The sequence below is a fragment of the Telluria sp. AIW5 genome, from assembly GCF_056680575.1.
The window spans coordinates 3,515,869-3,535,172 of the sequence record NZ_CM155289.1; the positions used below are offsets into that span (position 1 = coordinate 3,515,869).

Here is a 19,304-nt window from a genome sequence, read left to right on the forward strand (position 1 = left end):
AATGGTTCGGCGGCGCAGGCCGCGCATTCAACCATCATTGACCGAGACCGACATGAACGACCACCAAGGCAGACCCATCCACGAACTGACGATGACGGTCCTGATGACCCCCGACATGGCCAATTTTTCCGGCAATGTCCACGGCGGCACCATCCTGAAATTCCTCGACAGCGTGGCCTATGCCTGCGCCAGCCGCTATTCGGGTTCGTATGTCGTGACCCTGTCGGTCGACCAGGTGATGTTCCTGCAGCCGATCCACGTCGGCGAACTGGTGACCTTCCTCGCCTCGGTCAACTACACCGGCACCAGCTCGATGGAAATCGGCATCCGCGTCGTCACCGAAAACATCCAGGCGCGCACCGAGCGCCACGCGAACAGCTGCTATTTCACGATGGTGGCCGTGGACGCGAACCGCAAGCCGCAGGCGGTGCCGCCGCTGGCGCTGGACACGGAAGAGCAGAGGCGCCGCTTCGAGAAGGCCGAGGAACGCAAGCGCTCGCGCCAGGCGCTGCACGGCAGGAAGTCCTGACCGACGGGGCTTCCCGGATCGGCTAGCGCACTGCCGCCAGGGCCTCGGGCGGGCGCGCCGCCCTGTTCAGTTCGAACGCCTTCGCATACGCGCCCAGTTCCTGCCCCAGCCTGGCCACCTCGGCCTGCAATTGCTCGGTGCGCAGTGCCTGCAGGTCGAGCCCGACCTGGTGGGCGCAGAATTCCAGGACGGCGATTTCGTCCGGTCGATAGGCGCCGCCATTGGTTTTCTGGCCGAGCAACAAGAACCCCTGCAATTCCCCGCGTAAGCGCATCGGCAAGGCCAGCACCCCAGGCAGCTGCGAGTCGCAGTCCGCCGGCGCCAGCGATGCCCCATCGGCGCGCAGCGCGACGGCCAGCGGATCATCGATCCCGATCGCCTGCGGCGCGTCGATGCCGGTCCTGCCGGCGCAGCGATAGCCGCCGCCATCGTGCAGGCGATACAGTGCGCAGCCGGCGCCGCCGGTAAAGCGCTGCAGCGCGGCGAGGGCGGCTTCGATCAGTGCCTCGGGGCTGCTGACGTGCGCGGCCTGCCCGACGAAACGGCGCAACTTCTCCTCGTTCGCGTGCCAGGCGTGGAAAAAGAGGCGCTCGACGACATGCTCGACGCTGTGGCGCAGGCGGTGGAACACCAGGTACAGGCCGAGCGCGATGCCGGCGTCGAGCAGCGCATTCTTCTCGGCTTCCTCGGGACTGACGAAATGATGGGCCAGCCACTCCATCAGGCCGAACGAGACCAGCAGCACCACGCTGACGATCGCGTAGACGAGGGCGCGGTTGACGGCGAAGCCGACGTCGAACACCCGATGGCGCAGGATGCCGTAGGCCAGGGCGATGTTGGCGAAAATCGTTATAACGATTTGCACCTCGGCGAATCCCGTCGTTTTCAGGAACGGCAAGCCGGGCAGTTCGCCGACCGCCATGAGCGCGAAGCGCAAGCCGATCGCGATTCCCACCCATTGCACGCGCTGGCGTACCGCTCCCGACGATTGCCGGAATGCCTGCCACAGGTTGACGATGGACAGGACCACGAACAGCACCACCATGACGGGCAGGGCGCGCCCCAGGCTGGACGGCAGCGTGATCCACTGGTACTGGTGTGCGGTGACCAGCGCGTTATAGGCAAGGTAGCACAGGACCAGGGGCGCGGACACCCGGCGCACCCAGGCCGGAACGTGGGCCGGGTCGTCGTTCGGAAAGCGGCAGCTGAACATGAACAGGCCGCAGTAGGCGACGATGGCGACCAGCGGCGCCATGAACAGCCTGGCGAAGACCAGCAGCGCGCCGCCCGCGATGAACTGGCTGGCAAACGAGGTTTCGATCAGCAGTACCAGGGCCAGCAATCGCGCGGACGGGCTCGACGCGCGGCGCAGGCCGATCAGTCCGGCCAGCGCCAGGGCCACGACCGAGTTGGCCATGATGAGGACGTAGCCGGTGGCCGTGCCGCGATCGATCTGCGTCTCCGCCCTGGGCAGCACGGTAACATGGCGGCGCGCGCTCCCCGTGCCGACCGTCATGCCGACCGGCACATGGGCCTCGAAGACGATGCGCCAGGCGTCGCCGCGCTCGTCGAAGGTGATGACGTCGCCTGCCTTCACGCCCAGCGCCAGGAGTGGCGAGTCCGGTTCGATGCTGTTGATCCGCGTGTCGCGGCCGCGGGGGGAGCCGGTGTCGATGCGCAGCGTGGCGGCAGTGCCGGGCTCCAGTACTTGCCGCCAGTTGGCGAGCGAGGCGGCGCAGAGGGTCGTGCAAAGCAGGAGGACGGCCCACAGGACAATCTTCCACTGGCGCGTGCTGATGGTGCGGATCTTCATTGGTCGTTCAATATAAGTTTGACCAGAAGATAATACGACAGTGTTGCTTGTATGCAAAGGGAAATGCTGCGGCGCGGCGCCGGGATGGTATAAACACAGCCTGACCATCCTCCTTGAGGCGCACCCGATGATCACCCTGTACCACTGCATTGCCGCGCGTTCGTTCCGCCCGCTATGGGCGCTGGAAGAGCTCGAACTGACCTACGAACTGAAGCTGCTGCCGTTCCCGCCGCGCGCGCTCGACCGCAGCTACCTCGCCGTCAACCCGCTCGGCACCGTGCCGGCCTTCTTCGACGGCGAGGTGCGGATGACGGAATCGTCCGCGATTTGCCAGTACCTGGGGGCGCGCTACGGCGACGGCCAGCTTGACGTCCTGCCGCCCGATCCCGATTTCGGCGCTTACCTGAACTGGCTCCACTTCGGCGAAGCCACCCTGACCTTCCCGCAGACGCTGATCCTGCGCTACGAACGTTTCGAATCGCCCGAGCGGCGCTCGCCGCAGGTGGCATCGGACTACAAACGCTGGTTCCTGGGGCGGGTGCGCACGCTGGAGTCCGTGCTCGAGGGCCGCGACAGCATCTGTGCCGGCCGCTTCACGATGGCCGATATCTCGGTCGGCTATGCCTTGCTGCTGGCCGACTACCTTGGATTGGCGGAGGAGTTCCCACCCGCGGTGGCGCGCTATCTCGCGCTGTTGAAAGAGCGGCCCGGGTTCAGGCGCGCGCAGGAAGCGGAAACCGCTGCGGCGCGGGAGCAGGGAATCAGCACCGTGCCGGCGCCGCTGACTTTGCCCTGACGCTGCGCTATTCGAGCGTGTCGTGGTGGTCGGCGACGCCGCGTTTCCAGTAGGCCGAGACCCGCATCGCCTCTTTCGGCAAGGCCTTGTCCCGCGCCAGCACTTCGCGCAGGCGCCGCATTGCCGCCGCTTCACCGGCGGCCCAGGCAAAGCCTTCGCCCGGCGGCAGGTCCAGCGCACGCACCGCCTCGGCCAGCGCATCGGCGTCGTCCACCCACCGCACCGCGGCCGACGCCGCGCCTGCGAAGGGAAGCCGGTCTTCCTCGCCCGCGGCGGCCACGACGATCGCGCGCGCGCCGGCGGGCAGCTCTTCCAGCCGCCTGCGCATCGCTGGCAGCGCGCTGGCGTCGCCGACCAGCAGGTGCCAGTCGTAGTCCAGCGGGACGATCATCGAGCCGCGCGGTCCACCGATGACGGCCGCATCGCCCGGCTGCGCGCGGCGCGCCCAGTTGGAGGCCGCGCCATCGCCGTGCAGCGCGAACTCGATCGTCAGCTCGCGCGCTTGTGCGTCGAAGCGGCGCGGCGTATAGTCGCGCCGCACCTGCTCGCCGTCCTCGCCTTCGAACATGAATTTGACGTGGTCGTCGAAGGAGAGCGACAGGAAGCCGGCGAGCGCATCGGCGCGGAAGGTAATCGCCGCGAAATGCGCGCCGAGCGCTTCGACGCGTGCGACCACGACGTCGCGCCGGTGCAGTTCATGGCGCACGCGCTGGATGGTCCTGGGCTTTGCTTGTTCCATCATGGATCCCGATATTGGTTGATAATGTCTCCTATTATGAAAAAACACGTTGATAAAGTCAACCAAAATTCGGCCGTGTCCGCACAGGACGTGTTCGAGTCCATCCACGCGGTCATGCATCTCTACCGCGCGCGGCAGATGCGCGCGCCGGCCGGCGCCGAGCCGGGGTCGTCCCCCGAGTTGACCCACATGGAAGGCAAGGTGCTGGGCTTTTTTGCGCGCAATCCGGGTGCGACGCTGAGCGACCTGGTGGCCCATTCCGGGCGCGACAAGGCCCAGCTCACGCGCCTGATCCAGGCGCTGCGCGAGAGGGAATTGCTGGAAGGGCGGGCCGACGCGCTCGACCGGCGCAGCACGCGCCTGCGTTTGAGCCCGGGCGGCGAGGCGGTCCACGCGGGCTGGCACCGCCACGGCGCCGCAGCGGCCGAGGAGGCGCTGGCAGGCGTGCCGGAGGCGGAGCGTGGACAGTTGCTGATGCTGCTGGAACGGGTGCGCGCCAACCTGGACGCGGCGGACAAAGGCTGAACTCAGCGTGGCGGGGCCGGCGGCATGCTGCGCAGGTAAGCCAGCAGGTCGCCGACCTGCTTCGGGTCGCTCATGCCCCAGAAGCGCATCTTCGTTCCCGGAACCAGGTCGCCGGGCGAATCGAGGAAAGCGGCCAGCGTCTTCTCGTTCCAGACGATGCCGGACTTCGCCATCGCGGGCGAATAATGGAAGTCCGGCGTCGTGCCGGCGCGGCGGCCGTGGATGCCGTTCAGCTGCGGGCCGAAGCCGGCACGCGCCGACGGTCCAACCGCGTGACAGGATGCGCAGCGCGTGGCGAACAGGCGCTGGCCGTTGGCGAGGTCGGCGCCGTGGGCGAGGGGCATGCAGGCGAGCAGAAAGACGGCGAGTTTTTTCATCGTGGTTCGGTGGCGGGAAGGGCGCGCGCGGCGCGTTTGGCAGGCGGCCGCCAGGAACGCAGGAAAGCGTCGACGGCAAGCCGCGCGTCTTCGTTCGCGGGCGTCGGCGCAGCGGCGCTGTCGAACAACACCTGGTCGAACCACGGTGCTTCGAGCATGGCCTTGAACTGGCGCGCGGCGGCGAGCGCATCGCCGGCGCGCAGCTTGCCCGCATCCATTTGCATGCGCAGGTAGCCGCCCAGGGCGGCATCGATGCGCGCCGCACCCAGGTCGCGCCAGCGCGGGTCGAGGCCGGGGCGCCCGGCGATCGATACCAGCACGCGGCGCAGGGCGCACACCGGCGGCGACAGCGCAAAGGCGAGATAGCGGCCGGCAAAGCGTTCGAGCGTTGCGGCGAGATCCGCGCCGGGCGCGGCCGGCGACGCGTGCAGCGCTTCGTGCAGCGCCTGGTGCAGCGACGTTACCCCGGCCTCGGTTGCCTCCTCGGCCAGTGCGGCAAGGAGCGCCTCTTTCGCGCCGAAATAGGCGTACAGCGTGGTTTTCGAAAAGCCGGTGCGCAGGCCGATGTCGGACATCGACGCGCGTTCGTAGCCGCTCTCGCGAAAGACCTCGGCGGCCGCGTCGAGGATGGCCTGGCGCTTCTCCGGCGTGCGTTTCATGGGCGGGGCCGCATCACTCGACGCGGCGCACCTTGGCCGACTGGTTCGTGCCTTCGACGGTCAGGAACAGCGTCCCGAACAGGTTGCGTTCGATGCGCACCCTGGTGCCGGCGCGGCGCGGCAGCACGGCCGAGCTGTCGTCGACGACGCGCCAGACCTGGCCATTGGCCAGTGTGATGCGCGCGTTCGGACCCCAGCCATCGAAGTCGCCGGGGACCGTGCTGTCGATCGCGGTGGGCAGTGCGTCGGGTTTTTTCTTGATGGTCTCGCGGCCAAAATCGGAAACGGCCGAGGAAGCCGCCGAAAGGGCGGACGGTGCGGCAGGCCGTTCCTGGCCAATCGGCATCGCGTCGTAACAGGCCAGGCGGCTTGCCGCGTCAGGCAGCGCGCGGCAGGTGAGGATGGCGCCGTCGTCGGCCAGCGCGGCCCCCGAGACGCACATCAGCAGGATCAAACTCTTTTTCATGGAACATCCGGACAATCGTGCCGCGCGAGGCGTGCGCGGCTGGGGGAATTATAGCCCCAGCCGCGTCAGGCCGCGTCAGGCCGCGAGTGCTGTCACGCTCTCCTGCGCGCTCTCCGGCGCGCTCGCAAGGTGCCGGTTCACCGCCGACAGCACGGCCTTGAACGAGGCCGTCACGATATTGCTGTCGATGCCGGCGCCGAACAGCGTAGGGCCATTCCCGACGCGCAGCTCGACATAGCAGGCGGCGCGCGCGTTCGCACCGGAGCCGATCGCGTGTTCGTGGTAGTCCATCAGGCGCACGTCGAGGCCGAGGGCGTTGACGAAGGCGTCGATCGGGCCGTTGCCGGCGCCGCGCAGCGCGCGCTGCACGTGGCCATCGAAGGCCGTGACCTCAAGCTGCACCGGTTCGTCCGCCGCGGTATTTTCATTCATGCGGTGCGACGCATAGCGATATGGCGCTTCCTGTTCCAGGTATTCGCGCACGAAGAGGGCGTGGATATCGCTGGCGGCGATTTCGCGTCCGCTGCTGTCGGCCAGCTGCTGCACCACGCGAGAAAACTCAATTTGCAGGCGCCGCGGCAAGGCCAGGCCATATTCCTGCTCCAGCAAATAGGCCATGCCGCCCTTGCCCGACTGGCTGTTCACGCGGATCACGGCATCGTAGTTGCGTCCGAGGTCGGCCGGATCGATCGGCAAATAAGGCACTTCCCAGACGGCGTCCCTGGGCTGGACCGCGAAGCCCTTCTTGATCGCGTCCTGGTGCGAGCCGGAGAAGGCCGTGAACACGAGGTCGCCCGCATACGGATGGCGCGGGTGGACCGGCAACTGGTTGCACTCTTCGACCAGCTGGCGCACGCTGTCGATGTCGGAAAAGTCGAGGCCCGGGTGCACGCCCTGGGTGTAGAGGTTCAGCGCGAGCGTCACCAGGTCGACGTTGCCGGTGCGTTCGCCATTGCCGAACAGGCAGCCTTCGACGCGGTCGGCGCCGGCCAGCACGGCCAGTTCGGCCGCCGCCACGGCCGTGCCGCGGTCGTTGTGCGGGTGGACGCTGATGACGAGGGACTCGCGGCGCTCGAGGTGGCGGCACATCCATTCGATCTGGTCGGCATACACGTTCGGCGTGCTCGCTTCCACCGTCGACGGCAGGTTGACGATCATGCGGTTCGCCGGCGTCGGCTGCCATTCGGCGCTGACGGCATCGACGATGCGCTTGGAGAAATCGAGTTCGGTGGTCGAGAAGGATTCGGGCGAGTATTCGAGGCCCCATTGCGTTTGCGGATGCTGCGCCACGAGTTCCTTGATGAGGCGCGTGCCGTTCACCGCGATCTGGACGATCTCGTCCTGGCTCATGCCGAACACGACGCGGCGGAAGACCGGCGCCACCGAGTTATACACGTGGACGATGGCGCGTTTCGCACCCACGGCCGACTCCACGGTGCGGCGGATCAGTTCTTCGCGTGCCTGCGTCAGGACGATGATGGTGACGTCGTCCGGAATTCGGTTTTCCTCGACCAGCATGCGGACGAAATCGAAGTCGGTCTGGGAAGCCGAGGGAAAACCGACTTCGATTTCCTTGACCCCGATTTTCACCAGCATCTCGAAGAAGCGCAGCTTCTTTTCGGGGCTCATCGGCTCGATCAGCGCCTGGTTGCCGTCGCGCAGGTCGGTACTCATCCAGATGGGCGGCCGGGTGATGGTCCTGGCCGGCCACTGGCGGTCAACGAGGTCGACTGCGGGGAAAGGACGGTATTTGGCGGATGGGTTGGTCAACATGTTCGTACTCCTGCTAAAGATTTTGGGTGCCAGGACTGGCGCGGGAGTGGCGGAGGGCTGCCGGACGGGCCACGAAACGCTAGGCCCGGCAACCGATCGGTAGTTTTAGCAGCAGGCGAACGACAGCACGCGCGCCGAGCGGCAGCGGGAGAATCTGGGTGGAGTAGGGAGAAGCGAACATCGGGCGAATCCTGTAACTACTTTTAACACCGGCAAGGGCCGGAACGCGATCGAATCAGGCGCGTAGTAGTAGCGCCGGCGCCAGGAGGCCGGTTAGCGGTAGGAGGGTCGACAGATGCAGTTGGGAAGTCATTGACTTGACTCTAAGGGCAGAGTGTCGAGCTGTCAAGCAGTGATTTGTGCAGTGCGGGACGGCTGCCGAAGTCAGTGCTGCTGCGGCTGGGTCAGGAAGATCCAGCACACCGTGATGACGACCGTGCCGGTGGCCGTGATGCAGGTCCAGGTAAAAAACCAGGCCGAGAGCAGGGTGGCCTGCAGCGCGCGTTCGACCAGGCAGCCGAGCGCGAAATCGAGGACGGTGAGGAAGGACCAGCGGCGCAGGTAGACCGGCAGGTATTTGCTCATGCGCCGGTTGTGCTGGGTCGCCGCATGACGCTCGATTGGTGTGCGCGCGCCGCCGACGTCCTGGAACAGCCAGTCGAAAAAGATGAAGCGGTAGAGCAGGGTTCGAAAGCGCAATTGCTCGGTGGCCATGCGGGCTCCTTGTGGCGGGTCGGCCCAGTATGCCGCAGGCCGGGTGGATTTTGGCGCGCAGTTCGCGCTTGTTATCGGGGCTGTTGCCTGGCCTGTTAGCGGTGCCTTGAATCCGCGTGGGCACGAGTGCCCACCCTACGAGCAGCGCTATCGGCGAGCTCATGCAAAACCCCGAGACTTCCCGGTTCTTGCCTGAACTCGCTGGAACGCTGCCCGTAGGGTGGGCACCCGTGCCCACGCGGATCATGCACACCGATACCGCCACAGGCAACAGCCCCGTACAGTCCGCCCGTCCCGACGCCCCTCGCTCATCCTTGTTATCATGCCCCCTTCCGACGCCGCCCTCGCGCCCGCGTCAACGCAATCAAGAGGAACCCATGAAGCACACCGTCATCGCCGCCATCGCCCTGTCCACCGCCACCCTCGCCAACGCCCAGGAAGTCGTCAAAATCGGCCACTCCGCCGCCGTCACCGGCCCGGTCGCCTACTTCGGCAAGGACACCGAAAACGGCGCCCGCATGGCAATCGAGGCCCTCAACGCGCGCGGCACGACGATCGGCGGTAAAAAGGTCCGCTTCGAGCTGGTCGCCGAAGACGACGGCGGCGACCCGAAACAGGCGACCAGCGTCGCCCAGAAACTGGTCGACGCGCGCGTGAACGGCGTCGTCGGCCATGAAACCTCGGGCACCACGATTCCCGCCTCGAAAATCTACAACCAGGCCGGCATCCCGCAAATCTCGCCGTCCAGCACCAGCCCGAAATACACCCAGCAAGGTTTCAATACGGCCTTCCGCGTGGTCGCCAACGACGTCCAGCTGGGGCAGGCGCTGGGGCACTATGCGGTGAAGAACATGGGCGCCAAACGCGTCGCCGTGATCGACGACCGCACCGCCTACGGCCAGGGCCTGGCCGTGGAATTCGCCAAGGGCCTGCAGCAGCAGGGTGCGCAGGTCGTGGCGCGCGAATTCACGCACGACAAGGCGACCGATTTCAACGCCATCCTCACCAAGATCCGCGCGACGAAGCCGGACCTCGTCTTCTTCGGCGGCATGAGCGCCGTGGCCGGCCCGATGCTGCGCCAGATGAAGCAGCTCGGCCTGAACACGAAAATGATAGGCGGCGACGGCATCTGTTCGGACGAGATGAATAAACTCTCCGGCGGCGCCATGGCGGACGGCCAGGTGTTCTGCGCCGAAGCGGGCGGGGTCGATGCGGCCGGGCGCGCCGCTCTGGACACTTTCCGCGCGGCCTACAAAAAACGTTTCGGCATCGATGTCCAGATCAATGCGCCCTATGCGTATGACGCCGTGATGACGATGGCCGAAGCGATGACGAAGGCCGGCTCGACCGCGCCTGCGCGCTACCTGCCGGTGCTGGCGAAAATCCAGTACAAGGGCGTGACCGGCCCGATCGCTTTCGATGCGCGCGGCGACATCCGCGACGGCACCATCACCCTCTACACCTTCAAGGGCGGGCGCCGCGCGGTGCTGGCCGTGACCAAGTAATCACTTCCCCAGCGCGTCCAGCAGGGCCAGGGCAATCCTGGCCTGTTCGGACTGCGCCATGTCGGTATTGTTCAGCAACACCACGGCGCGGCCGTCGCCCGGCGCGTAGGCCAGCAGGGTTTTATAGCCGCCGCTGACGCCGCTTTCCCAGGCCAGCGTGCGGGCGCCGGCGCCGCTCCCCACCAGCCTGACGCGCCCGCCGAGCGCATAGTCTTCCGGCGCATGCTGGACGCTCAGGAGTTCCTTGCGCGATTCCGGTGTCAGCAAGTCGCTGCCGTAGACCGCATCGGCAATTTTCACCAGGTCGCCCGCCGTACTGTAGACCGTGCCGGCGGCCGCGGCCATCGGCGGCGATGGCACCGTCTTGCGCGCCCTGCGGTCGGCCGCGTAGCCGAGGGCCATGCGCGGCAGCGTGTCCACGCCGGGGCCGGCAAAGCCGCTATCGCGCGCGCCGGCCGGCACGAACACGAGGCGCGCGACGGTGTCGGTGAAGGCTTCGCCCGTGGCACGCTCGACGACGCCGGCGACGATCAGCCAGTTGGTCGACGAATAATCGAACTTCGAACCCGGCGTGAACGTCAACGGACCGCTGCCGAACTTCAGCGCGCCTTCGGTTGCCGAGATCGTCATGCGGCCGGGACTGCTGTCGCGCTTCATCGCCAGGTTCAGGCCGTTTTCGATGCCGCTCGTGTTCGACAGCAGGGTGCGCAGCGTGACGGCGCTGCTGCTGGCGGGCAGCTCGGGCAGCCAGCTGGTCACCGGCGCGTCCAGGTCCAGCTTGCCCTGGTCGACCAGGCGCAGCACGGCGACGGCCGTGATCCATTTCGACACCGAGCCGACCATGAAGCGGGTGTCGGGCGTCAACGGGACCGGGCGCTCGAATCGCGCCTGGCCCCAGGCCTTGACGACGGCAGCGCTGTCGCGCGCCGGGCGTACCAGCACGACGCCGTTGTAAGCGGGAGCGACCTGCGCTTCCACCGCTTTTACCAGGGCGGCTTCGCGCGGCGCCACGGCGCAGGCGGACAGGACGGCGAGCAGGGCCAGCGACAGGCAGCGCCTGCGGAGTGGAGCGAAGGGCATGGACTTCCTCGAGAAATCAGCAGGCAATAGATTAGCGTAAATATATCGGCAAGGTAATACGTCGTTTGCTGTTGAGGCTAGTTTGCATCTTTTTAACGACTGCCGTTGCGGATATGCCGAAATTGCCGCCAACGGCGCTACACTGGCAGCGCATGCACCCGCCTGGGGTGCCCGCGCACCCATTCCATCACGCCGCACTCGCGAGGGAGGACAGGCAGGATGACTACACCGCAGGGACCGTCCGTGGACACGGCAGGCGTCGATCCGGCCCAGCTGCAGAGCCTGTGGACCCTGGTCGACAATCTCGATGCCCTGTTCTACGTGAAGGACCTCGGCGGCCGCTACCAGTTCGTCAACCAGGCGCTGGCGACCGTGTTCGGCGCCGATCCGGCCAGCATCGTCGGCCAGACCGACGAACCCTTCGTCGACGTGGCCACCTCGACCATCGGCGCAACCGACCGCCAGGCACTGACGCGCGGGGAAAAGGTCGATACCGAGGAACTGGTCTGCCTGCGCAATGGCGACTGCCGGATGTTCCGGACCGTCAAACTGCCGCTGTTCGATGCCGAACGCCGCGTGCGCGGCCTGTGCGGCATCTCGACCGACATCACGGCCGAGCGCCGCGCCGTCGAGCAGCTCATCGAGCGTAACGAACTGCTCAACACCATCCTCGCCAATGTCGACGCCGCCATTTACCTGAAGGACCAGCAGGGCCGCTACCTGTACGCCAACGCACCGGTGCTGGCCCTGTACGGACGCAAGCTGCCCGACCTGATCGGCCGCAGCGACCGCGAGCTGATGCCGCCTGAAATCGCCGCCCGGGTGGCCGAATACGATGCCGAGGTGCTGGCCGGCGCCGGTGAGGAAGTGCGCGAAGAAACGATTATTGGCGCCGACGGCTGCAAGCACCATTTCAGGTCGCGCAAGGTGGCCCTGCAATTGCCCGGCCACCCGGTCTGCCTGATCGGCTTTTCGACCGAAATCACCGAGCTGCGCGGCCTGCGCACGCGGCTCGAGCACGAGCGCATCACCGATTCGCTGACGGGCCTCGCGAACCGCGTCATGTTCGAGTCGGCCCTCGGAGAGCAGCTGGTCATGGCGGCGCTTGCCGGCACCCGGCTCGCCGTCGTCATCATCGACCTCGATCAGTTCAAGTTCATCAACAACAATTTCGGGCAGGGCATCGGCGACCAGCTGATCCAGCTCGTCGGCCAGCGCCTGCAGCAGTGCAAGGTCACGCTGGGCAGCCTGGCGCGCCTGTCCGGCGACGAATTCGCCTTCACCCTGCCGCAGGCGGCCACCAGCGAGGAGGTGGCGCTCCAGGTCGAGCAGATCCGCGCCTGCCTGGCGCAACCCTACCCGCTGCTGCGCCAGCCCTTGCACCTGACCTTCAGCGCCGGCATCAGCCTGTCCGGCGCCTCCGGCCACGGCGCTGCGGAACTGCTGGTGCGCGCCGAGGCGGCGATGTACTCGGCCAAGGACAATGGACGCGACCAGTACCGCTTCTATTCGCCCGAGCTCGGCTCGACCGTCGCCCAGCGCGTCGAACTCGAGCGCGACCTGCGGGCCGCCGTCGGCACCAGCGAGTTCGCCCTGCATTACCAGCCGAAGATGCGGCGCGACGGCAGCATCGCCGGTTTCGAAGCGCTGATTCGCTGGAACCGGCCCGGCGTCGGCCTGGTGGCGCCGGACCATTTCATCCCGCTCGCCGAGCAGCTGGGCCTGCTACTACACCTGGGGCGCTGGGTGATCGAGCAGGCCTGCCGCCAGATCGCCGCCTGGCGCGACGCCGGGCTCGGCAGCATCCCCATCGCCGTCAACCTGTCCACCAGCCAGCTGACCAGCGCCGCGCTGCCCGACTACGTGTTCGAGCTGATGCGCGAACACGGGATCGAAGCGGGAGGCCTGGAAATGGAACTGACCGAATCGATGATGATGTCCGATCCGGACCTGGCCATTGCCATCCTGCACCGGCTGCGCGGCGGTGGCGTGGCGCTGTCGATCGACGATTTCGGCACCGGTTTTTCTTCGATGTCATATCTGCGGCAATTGCCGGTGAACTACCTGAAGCTCGACCGCTCCTTCGTGCGCAACGTCGCGGTCGACGCGAAGGACGCCGACCTGTGCGCCGGCATCATGGCCCTGGCCCACAAGCTCGACCTGCACGTCGTGGCCGAGGGCGTGGAGACTGCCGCGCAACATGAGACGCTGACCGCCTGCGATTGCGACCTGTTCCAGGGCTTCCTGTTCAGCCGGCCGATGTCGGCGCAGCTGGCCACCGACTTCCTGCGCAGCCGGCGTTGAGGGAGGTTCCTCAACGCGCGTCGAGCGCCTTGTTGAGGAAGTCGACCGCCGCGACCGCGCCCATCCTGGCCGCCGCCTCGCGGATGTCGATACCGGCCACGTCGACCGCCCGCGGATCTGCGCCGTGTGCGATCAGCTGGCGCATCATCTCGACGCGATTGAACATGGCGGCGATCATGAGGGCCGTCTTGCCGTTGGGCCCGGCGGCATCGACTTGCGCGCCGCGCTCGAGCAGCAGGGACACGACCGCGGCATCGCCCTTGAAAGCGGCGGCTGCGAGCGGCGTCTGGCCGGCGTCGTTCAGCAGTTCCGGATCGGCCCCGGCGTCGAGCAATACGCGCGCGGTCCCGGCATGGCCGTGGTAGCAGGCCAGCATCAGCAGGCTGTCGCCGCGTTCGTTGCGCAGGTTCGCGGGCAGTCCCTGTCCAAGCAGGATGGCAAGCTCGTCCGTCTCCCCCGTGCGCGCACACTGAAACACGCGGCGCGCAAATGCCAGCGTGTCGTCATCCAGTTGCGCCGGATCTCGGGTAGGCATACGTCTCCAGTAAAATCTCGTGTTGGCCCCAGCGTACCGTAGGGTGGGCACTCGTGCCCACGCGTTCGTGCCCGTGCATTGGCAGAAAGCCTCCGCGAGGCCCCCTGCCGATGTCTACCGATCGCTTGCCAATGCCGCCTCCACCTGGCCCCGCAGCATCGGATACGGATTGACCGCCCCGCCCACCTCGTAAATCCCGTAATGCAAATGCGGCGGCGTCCCGGCCGCATTCCCCGTCGTCCCGACATAGCCCAATACCGTCCCCGCCCGTACCCGCTCGCCGTTCTCGATATCCGCATACCGGTCCAGGTGCGCATAGTAGTGCCGCTGCCCGCCGGGCCCCAGCACCCAGACCACCTGTCCGCCCAGCCGGTTGGTCCCCACGCGCAGCACGATGCCTTCCGTGGCCGCAAGCACCGCCGTGCCACGCCGGGCGAAAATGTCGATCCCTTCGTGCCTGCGTCCCTCGCTGCGCGCCCCATGCCAGGTGTCTGCCAAACGGTTCGGCGCGACGCCGCGTACCGGCACCGGCAGCGTCGCCGGGACGGGCATCGACGCCAGGCGCATCGCATACAGCATGTTCTCGAGGTAGGGGCCGAACAGGGCATAAGCGCCCAGCAACAGGCCAAGGAGGAGGGCGCCGCGCAGCAAGGTCCGCATTCGGTCTCCTGTCAACAGCACGATGCCGTGTCCGGCCCGGCGCATGGCAGGACGCCGACCGGAACGCGGACGCCGGACGTCACAAGGCGAACGCCGGGTGCTGACACAGGGCGCTCGCCGCAGCTGAAGCGCGCCCGGGAAGCGCGCCGGTGACATCCTCCTGGGTGTTTACTGCTCCTTGCCCATCACATCCTGGTCCAGGCTGTGGCCAAGGCCGCCCTGTTTGCCCTGTTCGCCCTGGCTGCCCTGCTGGTTGCCACCGCCCTGGCCGCCCTGGCTGCTCTGCTGGTTGCCGGCGCCCTGGCCGCCCTGGCGCTGCCGGCTGGCGTTCGAGCGCGTGCCCCGTCCGAGTGCCGGCGTGGTGTCGCCATCGTCCGGTTCCGCCGACTGCCGGCTTCCAGCACGGTTGCCGCTGTCGCCGGGGGAGGGCATCCCGATGCCGCCATCGCGCGTGCCCGTGTTCAGGTTGCCGGTGGTGCCGGTGATGCCTGCGCTGCTGGTGCCCACGCCCGTCAGTTCGTCGTAGTTGCGGCCTTTCGTGCCCTTGCCTTTATTCTCGCCCATTGCTGCCTCCTGCTGTCGGTGATCGGTTCCCCGATGGTAACCCCTTGCCTGTCCCGAACAATAGGCGCATGGGAGAGAGCCTTGTAGGAGCAGTCGCACGCGGCCGCGGCGCTACCGAAGTTCCGCAGGGACGATTGAGGCGACCGGTCCCGCCGCAAGCGCACCCCATGCTTTACTCGACTGCCTGGCCGTTGCATACTGCTTGCTCTTGTGTCTACATCATTAAGGGACAGTCGATGTCATACATGTTGCTGATCCATGAGGCAGTCGGCCAGCGTGCCACGCGCTCCGATGCCGAGGGCCGCGAACTCTACGCGCGCATGCTGCGCTTCGGCGAGACGCTGCGCGAAGAAGGCGTGCTGCTGGGCGGCGAATCGCTGGCCCCGTCGAGCCGCGCCACCCGGGTACGGGTCGAGGCCGGCAAGAGGAGCACGGTCGACGGTCCCTTTGCCGAAGCCAAGGAAATGATCGGAGGCTTTTTCCATGTGGACGTCGCGACCCATGAAGAAGCCGTGGCGCTGGCGGCGCGCTGCCCCGCCGCCGAGTGGGCGACGGTCGAGGTGCGTGCGCTGGCGCCCTGTTACGAAAGCTGAAAATATTTTTGCGGCGCGTGTCGATGCGCGCCGCGTTCGTTCGTCGTGTGATTGAGAACCGCCAGACCCCACAGCGCCGCATCCGCCGCGCCCGGTCCCGCGTTCAGTCATCTACAGGAGAACAGCATGCGTTTCATGATCATCGTCAAGGCCAGCCCCGAGTCCGAAGCGGGCGCCATGCCCGGGGAAGCGCTGCTCAACGCCATGGCCGACTACCACGGCGAACTGGCGCGCGCCGGGGTGCTGCTCGACGCCAACGGCTTGCACCCGAGCAGCCGCGGCTGGCGCATCCGCTACCAGGGCAAGGAGCGCAGCGTCGTCGACGGCCCGTTTGCCGAATCGAAGGAAATGATCGGTGGCTACACCATGATCAGCGTGCGCACGCGCGAGGAAGCGCTCGAATGGGCGCGCCGCTTCCCCAACCCGCGTGGGGACGGGATGGACGCGGAGATCGAAGTACGCCAGGTGTTCGAGCTCGACGATTTCACCCAGTCCGATGCGCTGGACCGCTTCCGCGCGCTCGAAGATGGCCAATCCGCAAGCGGCGCTGCCAGCCCGGCCTGAAGGAGACGCCATGCCGGCCATCCTCCTGTTCGCCGCTGCATTGCTTGTGATCGTCGTGTTGCTGGCCCTGCGCAGGCCGGCAGCCTTCCGCGTGCAGCGCAGCACGCATATTGCCGCGCCGCCCGAGCGCATCGAGCCCCTGATCAGCGACCTGCGCCGCTTCATGACCTGGAACCCCTTCGCCGACAAGGGGCCGCTGCAACGCACTTGTTCGGGCCCGGAGCGCGGCGCCGGCGCGGCCTGTGATTTCGCGGGCTCGCGCGCGGCCCGCCGCGGCAGGCTGGCCGTGATCGATGCCTCGCCCCACAAGGTGACGATGCTGCTCACCATGTCCGCGCCGATGCGCTGCGAAAACACGATCGAAGGCCCAGGCGGAAGCGGCCGCTGCGGCCAAAGCGGCCTGATGGCCACAACATCAAGGAGAAGCCCATGCACAAGCAAATCTTCGTCAACCTGCCGGTGAGGAACCTGGCGCGCAGCCGCGCGTTTTTTTCCAGCCTCGGGTTCGAATTCAATCCGCAGTTCAGCAACGACGACGCGGCCTGCATGATCATCGGCGAGAACATCTTCGCCATGCTGCTGACCGAGCCTTTTTTCCGGGGCTTCACGACCAAGCCGATTGCCGACGCCAGGGAGGCGACCGAGGTGCTGACCTGCCTGTCCTGCGAGAGCCGCGACGAAGTCGACGCCCTGGTGGCGAAAGCCATCGCGGCCGGCGGGCGGGCGCCGAACCCGAAGCAGGACCACGGCTTCATGTACGGCCACGGCTTCGAAGACCTGGACGGCCACCTGTGGGAACTGGCGTGGATGGATCAGGCCACGCTGCCGCCGCAGGCCTGATGGGCGGCGCGGGCGGCACGGTCCCGCAGGCCATCGGCGCGGTCTGGCGCATCGAGTCGGCGAAGATTGTCGCCGGCGTGGCGCGCCTCGTGCGCGACATCGGCCTTGCCGAAGAGCTGGCCGGGGATGCGCTGGTGGCCGCGCTCGAACATTGGCCGGCCGCCGGCATTCCGGACAACCCGGGCGCCTGGCTGATGCGCGCGGCAAAGAACGCCGCGCTCGACCACCTGCGGCGCGACAAGGCCTACCGGGAAAAGTGCGCCCAGATCGGCCACGACCTGGAAGCACTGGAGGCCCATATTGTGCCGGACTTTGCGCCCGATCTCCTCGCCGACCTGGACGCTGCCCGCGACGACATCGTCCAGGACGATTTGCTGCGCCTGATCTTCACCGCCTGCCACCCGGTGCTGTCGACCGAAGCGCGCGTGGCGCTGACCCTGAAACTGCTGGGCGGCCTCGCCACCCACGAAATCGCGCGCGCCTTCCTCGTGCCCGAGCCGACGATCGCCCAGCGCATCGTGCGTGCCAAGCGCACCCTCGGCGCGGCGCGCGTGCCCTTCGAACTGCCGCCAGCGGCCGAACTTTCCGAGCGGCTCGGCTCGGTGCTGGAAGTGGTCTACCTGATTTTCAACGAGGGCTATACGGCCACCAGCGGCGGCGACTGGATGCGCCCCGCGCTGCAGGACGAAGCCCTGCGCCTTGGGCGCATGCTGGCCGAACTCGCGCCGCGCGAGCCGGAGGCCCTGGGCCTGGTGGCGCTGATGGAATTGCAGGCTTCGCGCGCCGCCGCCCGGGTCGACCGCGAGGGTCGTCCTGTGCTGCTGCTCGAGCAGGACCGCTTGCGCTGGGACGGCATCCTGATCCGGCGCGGCCTGGCCGCACTGGCGCGGGCCGAGCTGCTCGGTCCGCCGGGGCCGTACGCCTTGCAGGCCGCGATCGCCGCCTGCCACGCCCGCGCCCGGACGGCGGATGAGACCGACTGGCGCCGGATTGCCGGGCTGTACGGCGAACTGGCGCGGGTCAGCCCTTCGCCTGTCGTCGAGCTGAACCGCGCGGTGGCGGTCGGCATGGCCAAGGGGCCGGCCGCCGGGCTGGCGCTGGTCGATATGCTGGCAGAGGGCGGCGCGCTGGCGCGTTACCAGTGGCTGCCCGCGGTGCGTGGAGATTTGCTGGAAAAGCTGGGACGGCGGGGCGAAGCGGCTCTTGAATTTGCACGGGCGGCGGAAATGGCCGCGAATGCGCGCGAGCGGGCCTTGCTGGAGGAAAGGGCGCGGTCGAATGCGGGGCCGCCCGGTGCCGGTCAAGGCGTGATCGGCGATCGATCGTAGGGTGGGCATGCCCACGCGTTAGGTGCGTGGACCGAGCGCATGTGCGTGGATGGGCCGCTCCGCAGCCTCAACAATCATCGTTTGACACGCGTTGCCACGATGCGCCATGTGCGCTATGCGCGGCGCCAACACGAAGCGAAATTCCGCGTGGGCATGCCCACCCTACGAATGCGGGGCCGCCCGGTGCCGGTCAAGGCGTGATCGGGGATCGATGGTAGGGTGGGCATGCCCACGCGTTAGGTGCGTGGACCAAGCGCATGTGCGTGGATGCCCCGCTCCGGAGCCTCAACAATGATCGTTTGACACCCGCTGCCACGATGCGCCATGTGCGCTATCCGCGGCGCCAACACGAAGCGAAATTCCGCGTGGGCATGCCCACCCTACGAATGCGGGGCCGCCCGGTGCCGGTCAAGGCGTGATCGGCGATCGATCGTAGGGTGGGCATGCCCACGCGTTACGTACGTGGACCAAGCGCATGCACGTGGATGGGCCGCTCCGGAGCCTCAACAATCATCGTTTGACACGCGTTGCCACGATGCGCCATGTGCGCTATCCGCGGCGCCAACACGAAGCGAAATTCCGCGTGGGCATGCCCACCCTACGAATGCGGGGGCGCCCGGTGTCGGTCAAGGCGTGATCGGGGATCGATCGTAGGGTGGGCATGCCCACGCGTTAGGTGCGTGGACCAAGCGCATGCACGTGGATGGGCCGCTCCGGAGCCTCAATAATGATCGTTTGACACCCGCTGCCACGATGCGCCATGTGCGCTATCCGCGGCGCCAACACGAAGCGAAATTCCGCGTGGGCATGCCCACCCTACGAATGCGGGGGTGCCCGGTGCCGGTCAAGGCGTGATCGGGGATCGATCGTAGGGTGGGCATGCCCACGCGTTACGTGCGTGGACCAAGCGCATGTGCGTGGATGCGCCGCTCCGCAGCCT

At 67.3% G+C, this 19,304-nt stretch carries 21 protein-coding genes; 10 read left to right on the top strand and 11 right to left on the bottom strand.

The features are described 5' to 3' along the window. The first annotated feature begins 52 nt into the window (after positions 1–52). Positions 53–529, top strand: a complete 477-nt coding sequence (locus AC1MEM_RS15520; protein WP_499471891.1) for an acyl-CoA thioesterase — start codon at positions 53–55, stop codon at positions 527–529. Between the two features lie 22 nt (positions 530–551). On the opposite strand, the gene AC1MEM_RS15525 is transcribed toward AC1MEM_RS15520, so the two are convergent. Further along, positions 552–2,342, bottom strand: coding sequence for a GAF domain-containing protein (locus AC1MEM_RS15525; RefSeq protein WP_499471893.1), 1,791 nt, complete (start codon positions 2,340–2,342; stop codon positions 552–554). A gap of 127 nt (positions 2,343–2,469) precedes the next feature. On the opposite strand from AC1MEM_RS15525, the gene AC1MEM_RS15530 reads away from it, so the two are divergent. Further along, positions 2,470–3,138 (top strand): glutathione S-transferase family protein, encoded by a 669-nt coding sequence (locus tag AC1MEM_RS15530; RefSeq protein WP_499471895.1) that lies wholly within the window; start codon positions 2,470–2,472, stop codon positions 3,136–3,138. Between the two features lie 7 nt (positions 3,139–3,145). Here the strand turns inward: AC1MEM_RS15530 and AC1MEM_RS15535 are convergent, their stop codons facing one another. Next, entirely contained in the window at positions 3,146–3,880 is a 735-nt protein-coding gene (locus AC1MEM_RS15535; protein WP_499471897.1) for a siderophore-interacting protein, read from the bottom strand. A 72-nt stretch (positions 3,881–3,952) separates the two neighbouring features. On the opposite strand from AC1MEM_RS15535, the gene AC1MEM_RS15540 reads away from it, so the two are divergent. Next, positions 3,953–4,402 (top strand): MarR family winged helix-turn-helix transcriptional regulator, encoded by a 450-nt coding sequence (locus AC1MEM_RS15540; protein WP_499471899.1) that lies wholly within the window; start codon positions 3,953–3,955, stop codon positions 4,400–4,402. 2 nt (positions 4,403–4,404) lie between these two features. Here the strand turns inward: AC1MEM_RS15540 and AC1MEM_RS15545 are convergent, their stop codons facing one another. The 5 genes from AC1MEM_RS15545 to AC1MEM_RS15565 form a co-directional block, all read right to left on the bottom strand. Beyond that, on the bottom strand, positions 4,405–4,779 hold the full coding sequence (locus tag AC1MEM_RS15545; RefSeq protein ID WP_499471901.1) for a c-type cytochrome: 375 nt from the start codon (positions 4,777–4,779) through the stop codon (positions 4,405–4,407). Continuing rightward, the gene (locus AC1MEM_RS15550) at positions 4,776–5,438 is read right to left on the bottom strand and encodes a TetR/AcrR family transcriptional regulator (RefSeq protein ID WP_499471903.1); all 663 of its coding nucleotides are present in this window, start codon (positions 5,436–5,438) and stop codon (positions 4,776–4,778) included. Before AC1MEM_RS15550 ends, AC1MEM_RS15545 begins: the two co-directional genes overlap by 4 nt. A 13-nt stretch (positions 5,439–5,451) precedes the next feature. Beyond that, a complete protein-coding gene (locus AC1MEM_RS15555; protein ID WP_499471905.1) occupies positions 5,452–5,904 on the bottom strand; it encodes a hypothetical protein in 453 nt (150 codons plus the stop codon). 75 nt (positions 5,905–5,979) lie between these two features. Further along, positions 5,980–7,677 (bottom strand): 2-isopropylmalate synthase, encoded by a 1,698-nt coding sequence (leuA, locus tag AC1MEM_RS15560; RefSeq protein ID WP_499471907.1) that lies wholly within the window; start codon positions 7,675–7,677, stop codon positions 5,980–5,982. A 384-nt stretch (positions 7,678–8,061) separates the two neighbouring features. After that, positions 8,062–8,391: a hypothetical protein gene (locus tag AC1MEM_RS15565; protein ID WP_499471909.1), complete on the bottom strand. Its 330-nt coding sequence runs from the start codon at positions 8,389–8,391 to the stop codon at positions 8,062–8,064. A 377-nt stretch (positions 8,392–8,768) separates the two neighbouring features. Here AC1MEM_RS15565 and AC1MEM_RS15570 point away from each other — a divergent pair, with 377 nt between their 5' ends. Continuing rightward, entirely contained in the window at positions 8,769–9,896 is a 1,128-nt protein-coding gene (locus AC1MEM_RS15570; protein ID WP_499471911.1) for a branched-chain amino acid ABC transporter substrate-binding protein, read from the top strand. Here the strand turns inward: AC1MEM_RS15570 and AC1MEM_RS15575 are convergent, their stop codons facing one another. Next, positions 9,897–10,976 (bottom strand): serine hydrolase domain-containing protein, encoded by a 1,080-nt coding sequence (locus AC1MEM_RS15575; RefSeq protein WP_499471913.1) that lies wholly within the window; start codon positions 10,974–10,976, stop codon positions 9,897–9,899. A gap of 219 nt (positions 10,977–11,195) precedes the next feature. Between AC1MEM_RS15575 and AC1MEM_RS15580 the strand changes: the two genes are divergently transcribed. Continuing rightward, on the top strand, positions 11,196–13,280 hold the full coding sequence (locus AC1MEM_RS15580) for a sensor domain-containing protein (RefSeq protein ID WP_499471915.1): 2,085 nt from the start codon (positions 11,196–11,198) through the stop codon (positions 13,278–13,280). Positions 13,281–13,290: 10 nt separating this feature from the next. On the opposite strand, the gene AC1MEM_RS15585 is transcribed toward AC1MEM_RS15580, so the two are convergent. From AC1MEM_RS15585 to AC1MEM_RS15595, 3 genes are all read right to left on the bottom strand, one after another. Then, a complete protein-coding gene (locus AC1MEM_RS15585) occupies positions 13,291–13,815 on the bottom strand; it encodes an ankyrin repeat domain-containing protein (RefSeq protein WP_499471917.1) in 525 nt (174 codons plus the stop codon). A gap of 114 nt (positions 13,816–13,929) precedes the next feature. Continuing rightward, positions 13,930–14,475 carry a M23 family metallopeptidase gene (locus tag AC1MEM_RS15590; RefSeq protein WP_499471919.1) on the bottom strand — a complete coding sequence of 182 codons (546 nt, stop codon included), beginning with the start codon at positions 14,473–14,475 and terminating at the stop codon, positions 13,930–13,932. Positions 14,476–14,643: 168 nt separating this feature from the next. Beyond that, a complete protein-coding gene (locus AC1MEM_RS15595; protein WP_499471920.1) occupies positions 14,644–15,039 on the bottom strand; it encodes a hypothetical protein in 396 nt (131 codons plus the stop codon). 236 nt (positions 15,040–15,275) lie between these two features. Here AC1MEM_RS15595 and AC1MEM_RS15600 point away from each other — a divergent pair, with 236 nt between their 5' ends. The 5 genes from AC1MEM_RS15600 (at position 15,276) to AC1MEM_RS15620 (ending at position 18,364) form a co-directional block, all read left to right on the top strand. Then, positions 15,276–15,632, top strand: coding sequence for a YciI family protein (locus AC1MEM_RS15600; RefSeq protein ID WP_499471922.1), 357 nt, complete (start codon positions 15,276–15,278; stop codon positions 15,630–15,632). Between the two features lie 126 nt (positions 15,633–15,758). After that, positions 15,759–16,196 carry a YciI family protein gene (locus AC1MEM_RS15605; protein ID WP_499471924.1) on the top strand — a complete coding sequence of 146 codons (438 nt, stop codon included), beginning with the start codon at positions 15,759–15,761 and terminating at the stop codon, positions 16,194–16,196. A 10-nt stretch (positions 16,197–16,206) separates the two neighbouring features. Beyond that, on the top strand, positions 16,207–16,659 hold the full coding sequence (locus AC1MEM_RS15610) for an SRPBCC family protein (protein WP_499471926.1): 453 nt from the start codon (positions 16,207–16,209) through the stop codon (positions 16,657–16,659). Beyond that, the gene (locus AC1MEM_RS15615) at positions 16,626–17,036 is read left to right on the top strand and encodes a VOC family protein (protein WP_499471928.1); all 411 of its coding nucleotides are present in this window, start codon (positions 16,626–16,628) and stop codon (positions 17,034–17,036) included. The genes AC1MEM_RS15610 and AC1MEM_RS15615 overlap by 34 nt, the downstream gene beginning before the upstream one ends. Beyond that, positions 17,036–18,364 (top strand): RNA polymerase sigma factor, encoded by a 1,329-nt coding sequence (locus AC1MEM_RS15620; protein ID WP_499477664.1) that lies wholly within the window; start codon positions 17,036–17,038, stop codon positions 18,362–18,364. The genes AC1MEM_RS15615 and AC1MEM_RS15620 overlap by 1 nt, the downstream gene beginning before the upstream one ends. The last annotated feature ends 940 nt before the right edge of the window (positions 18,365–19,304 follow it).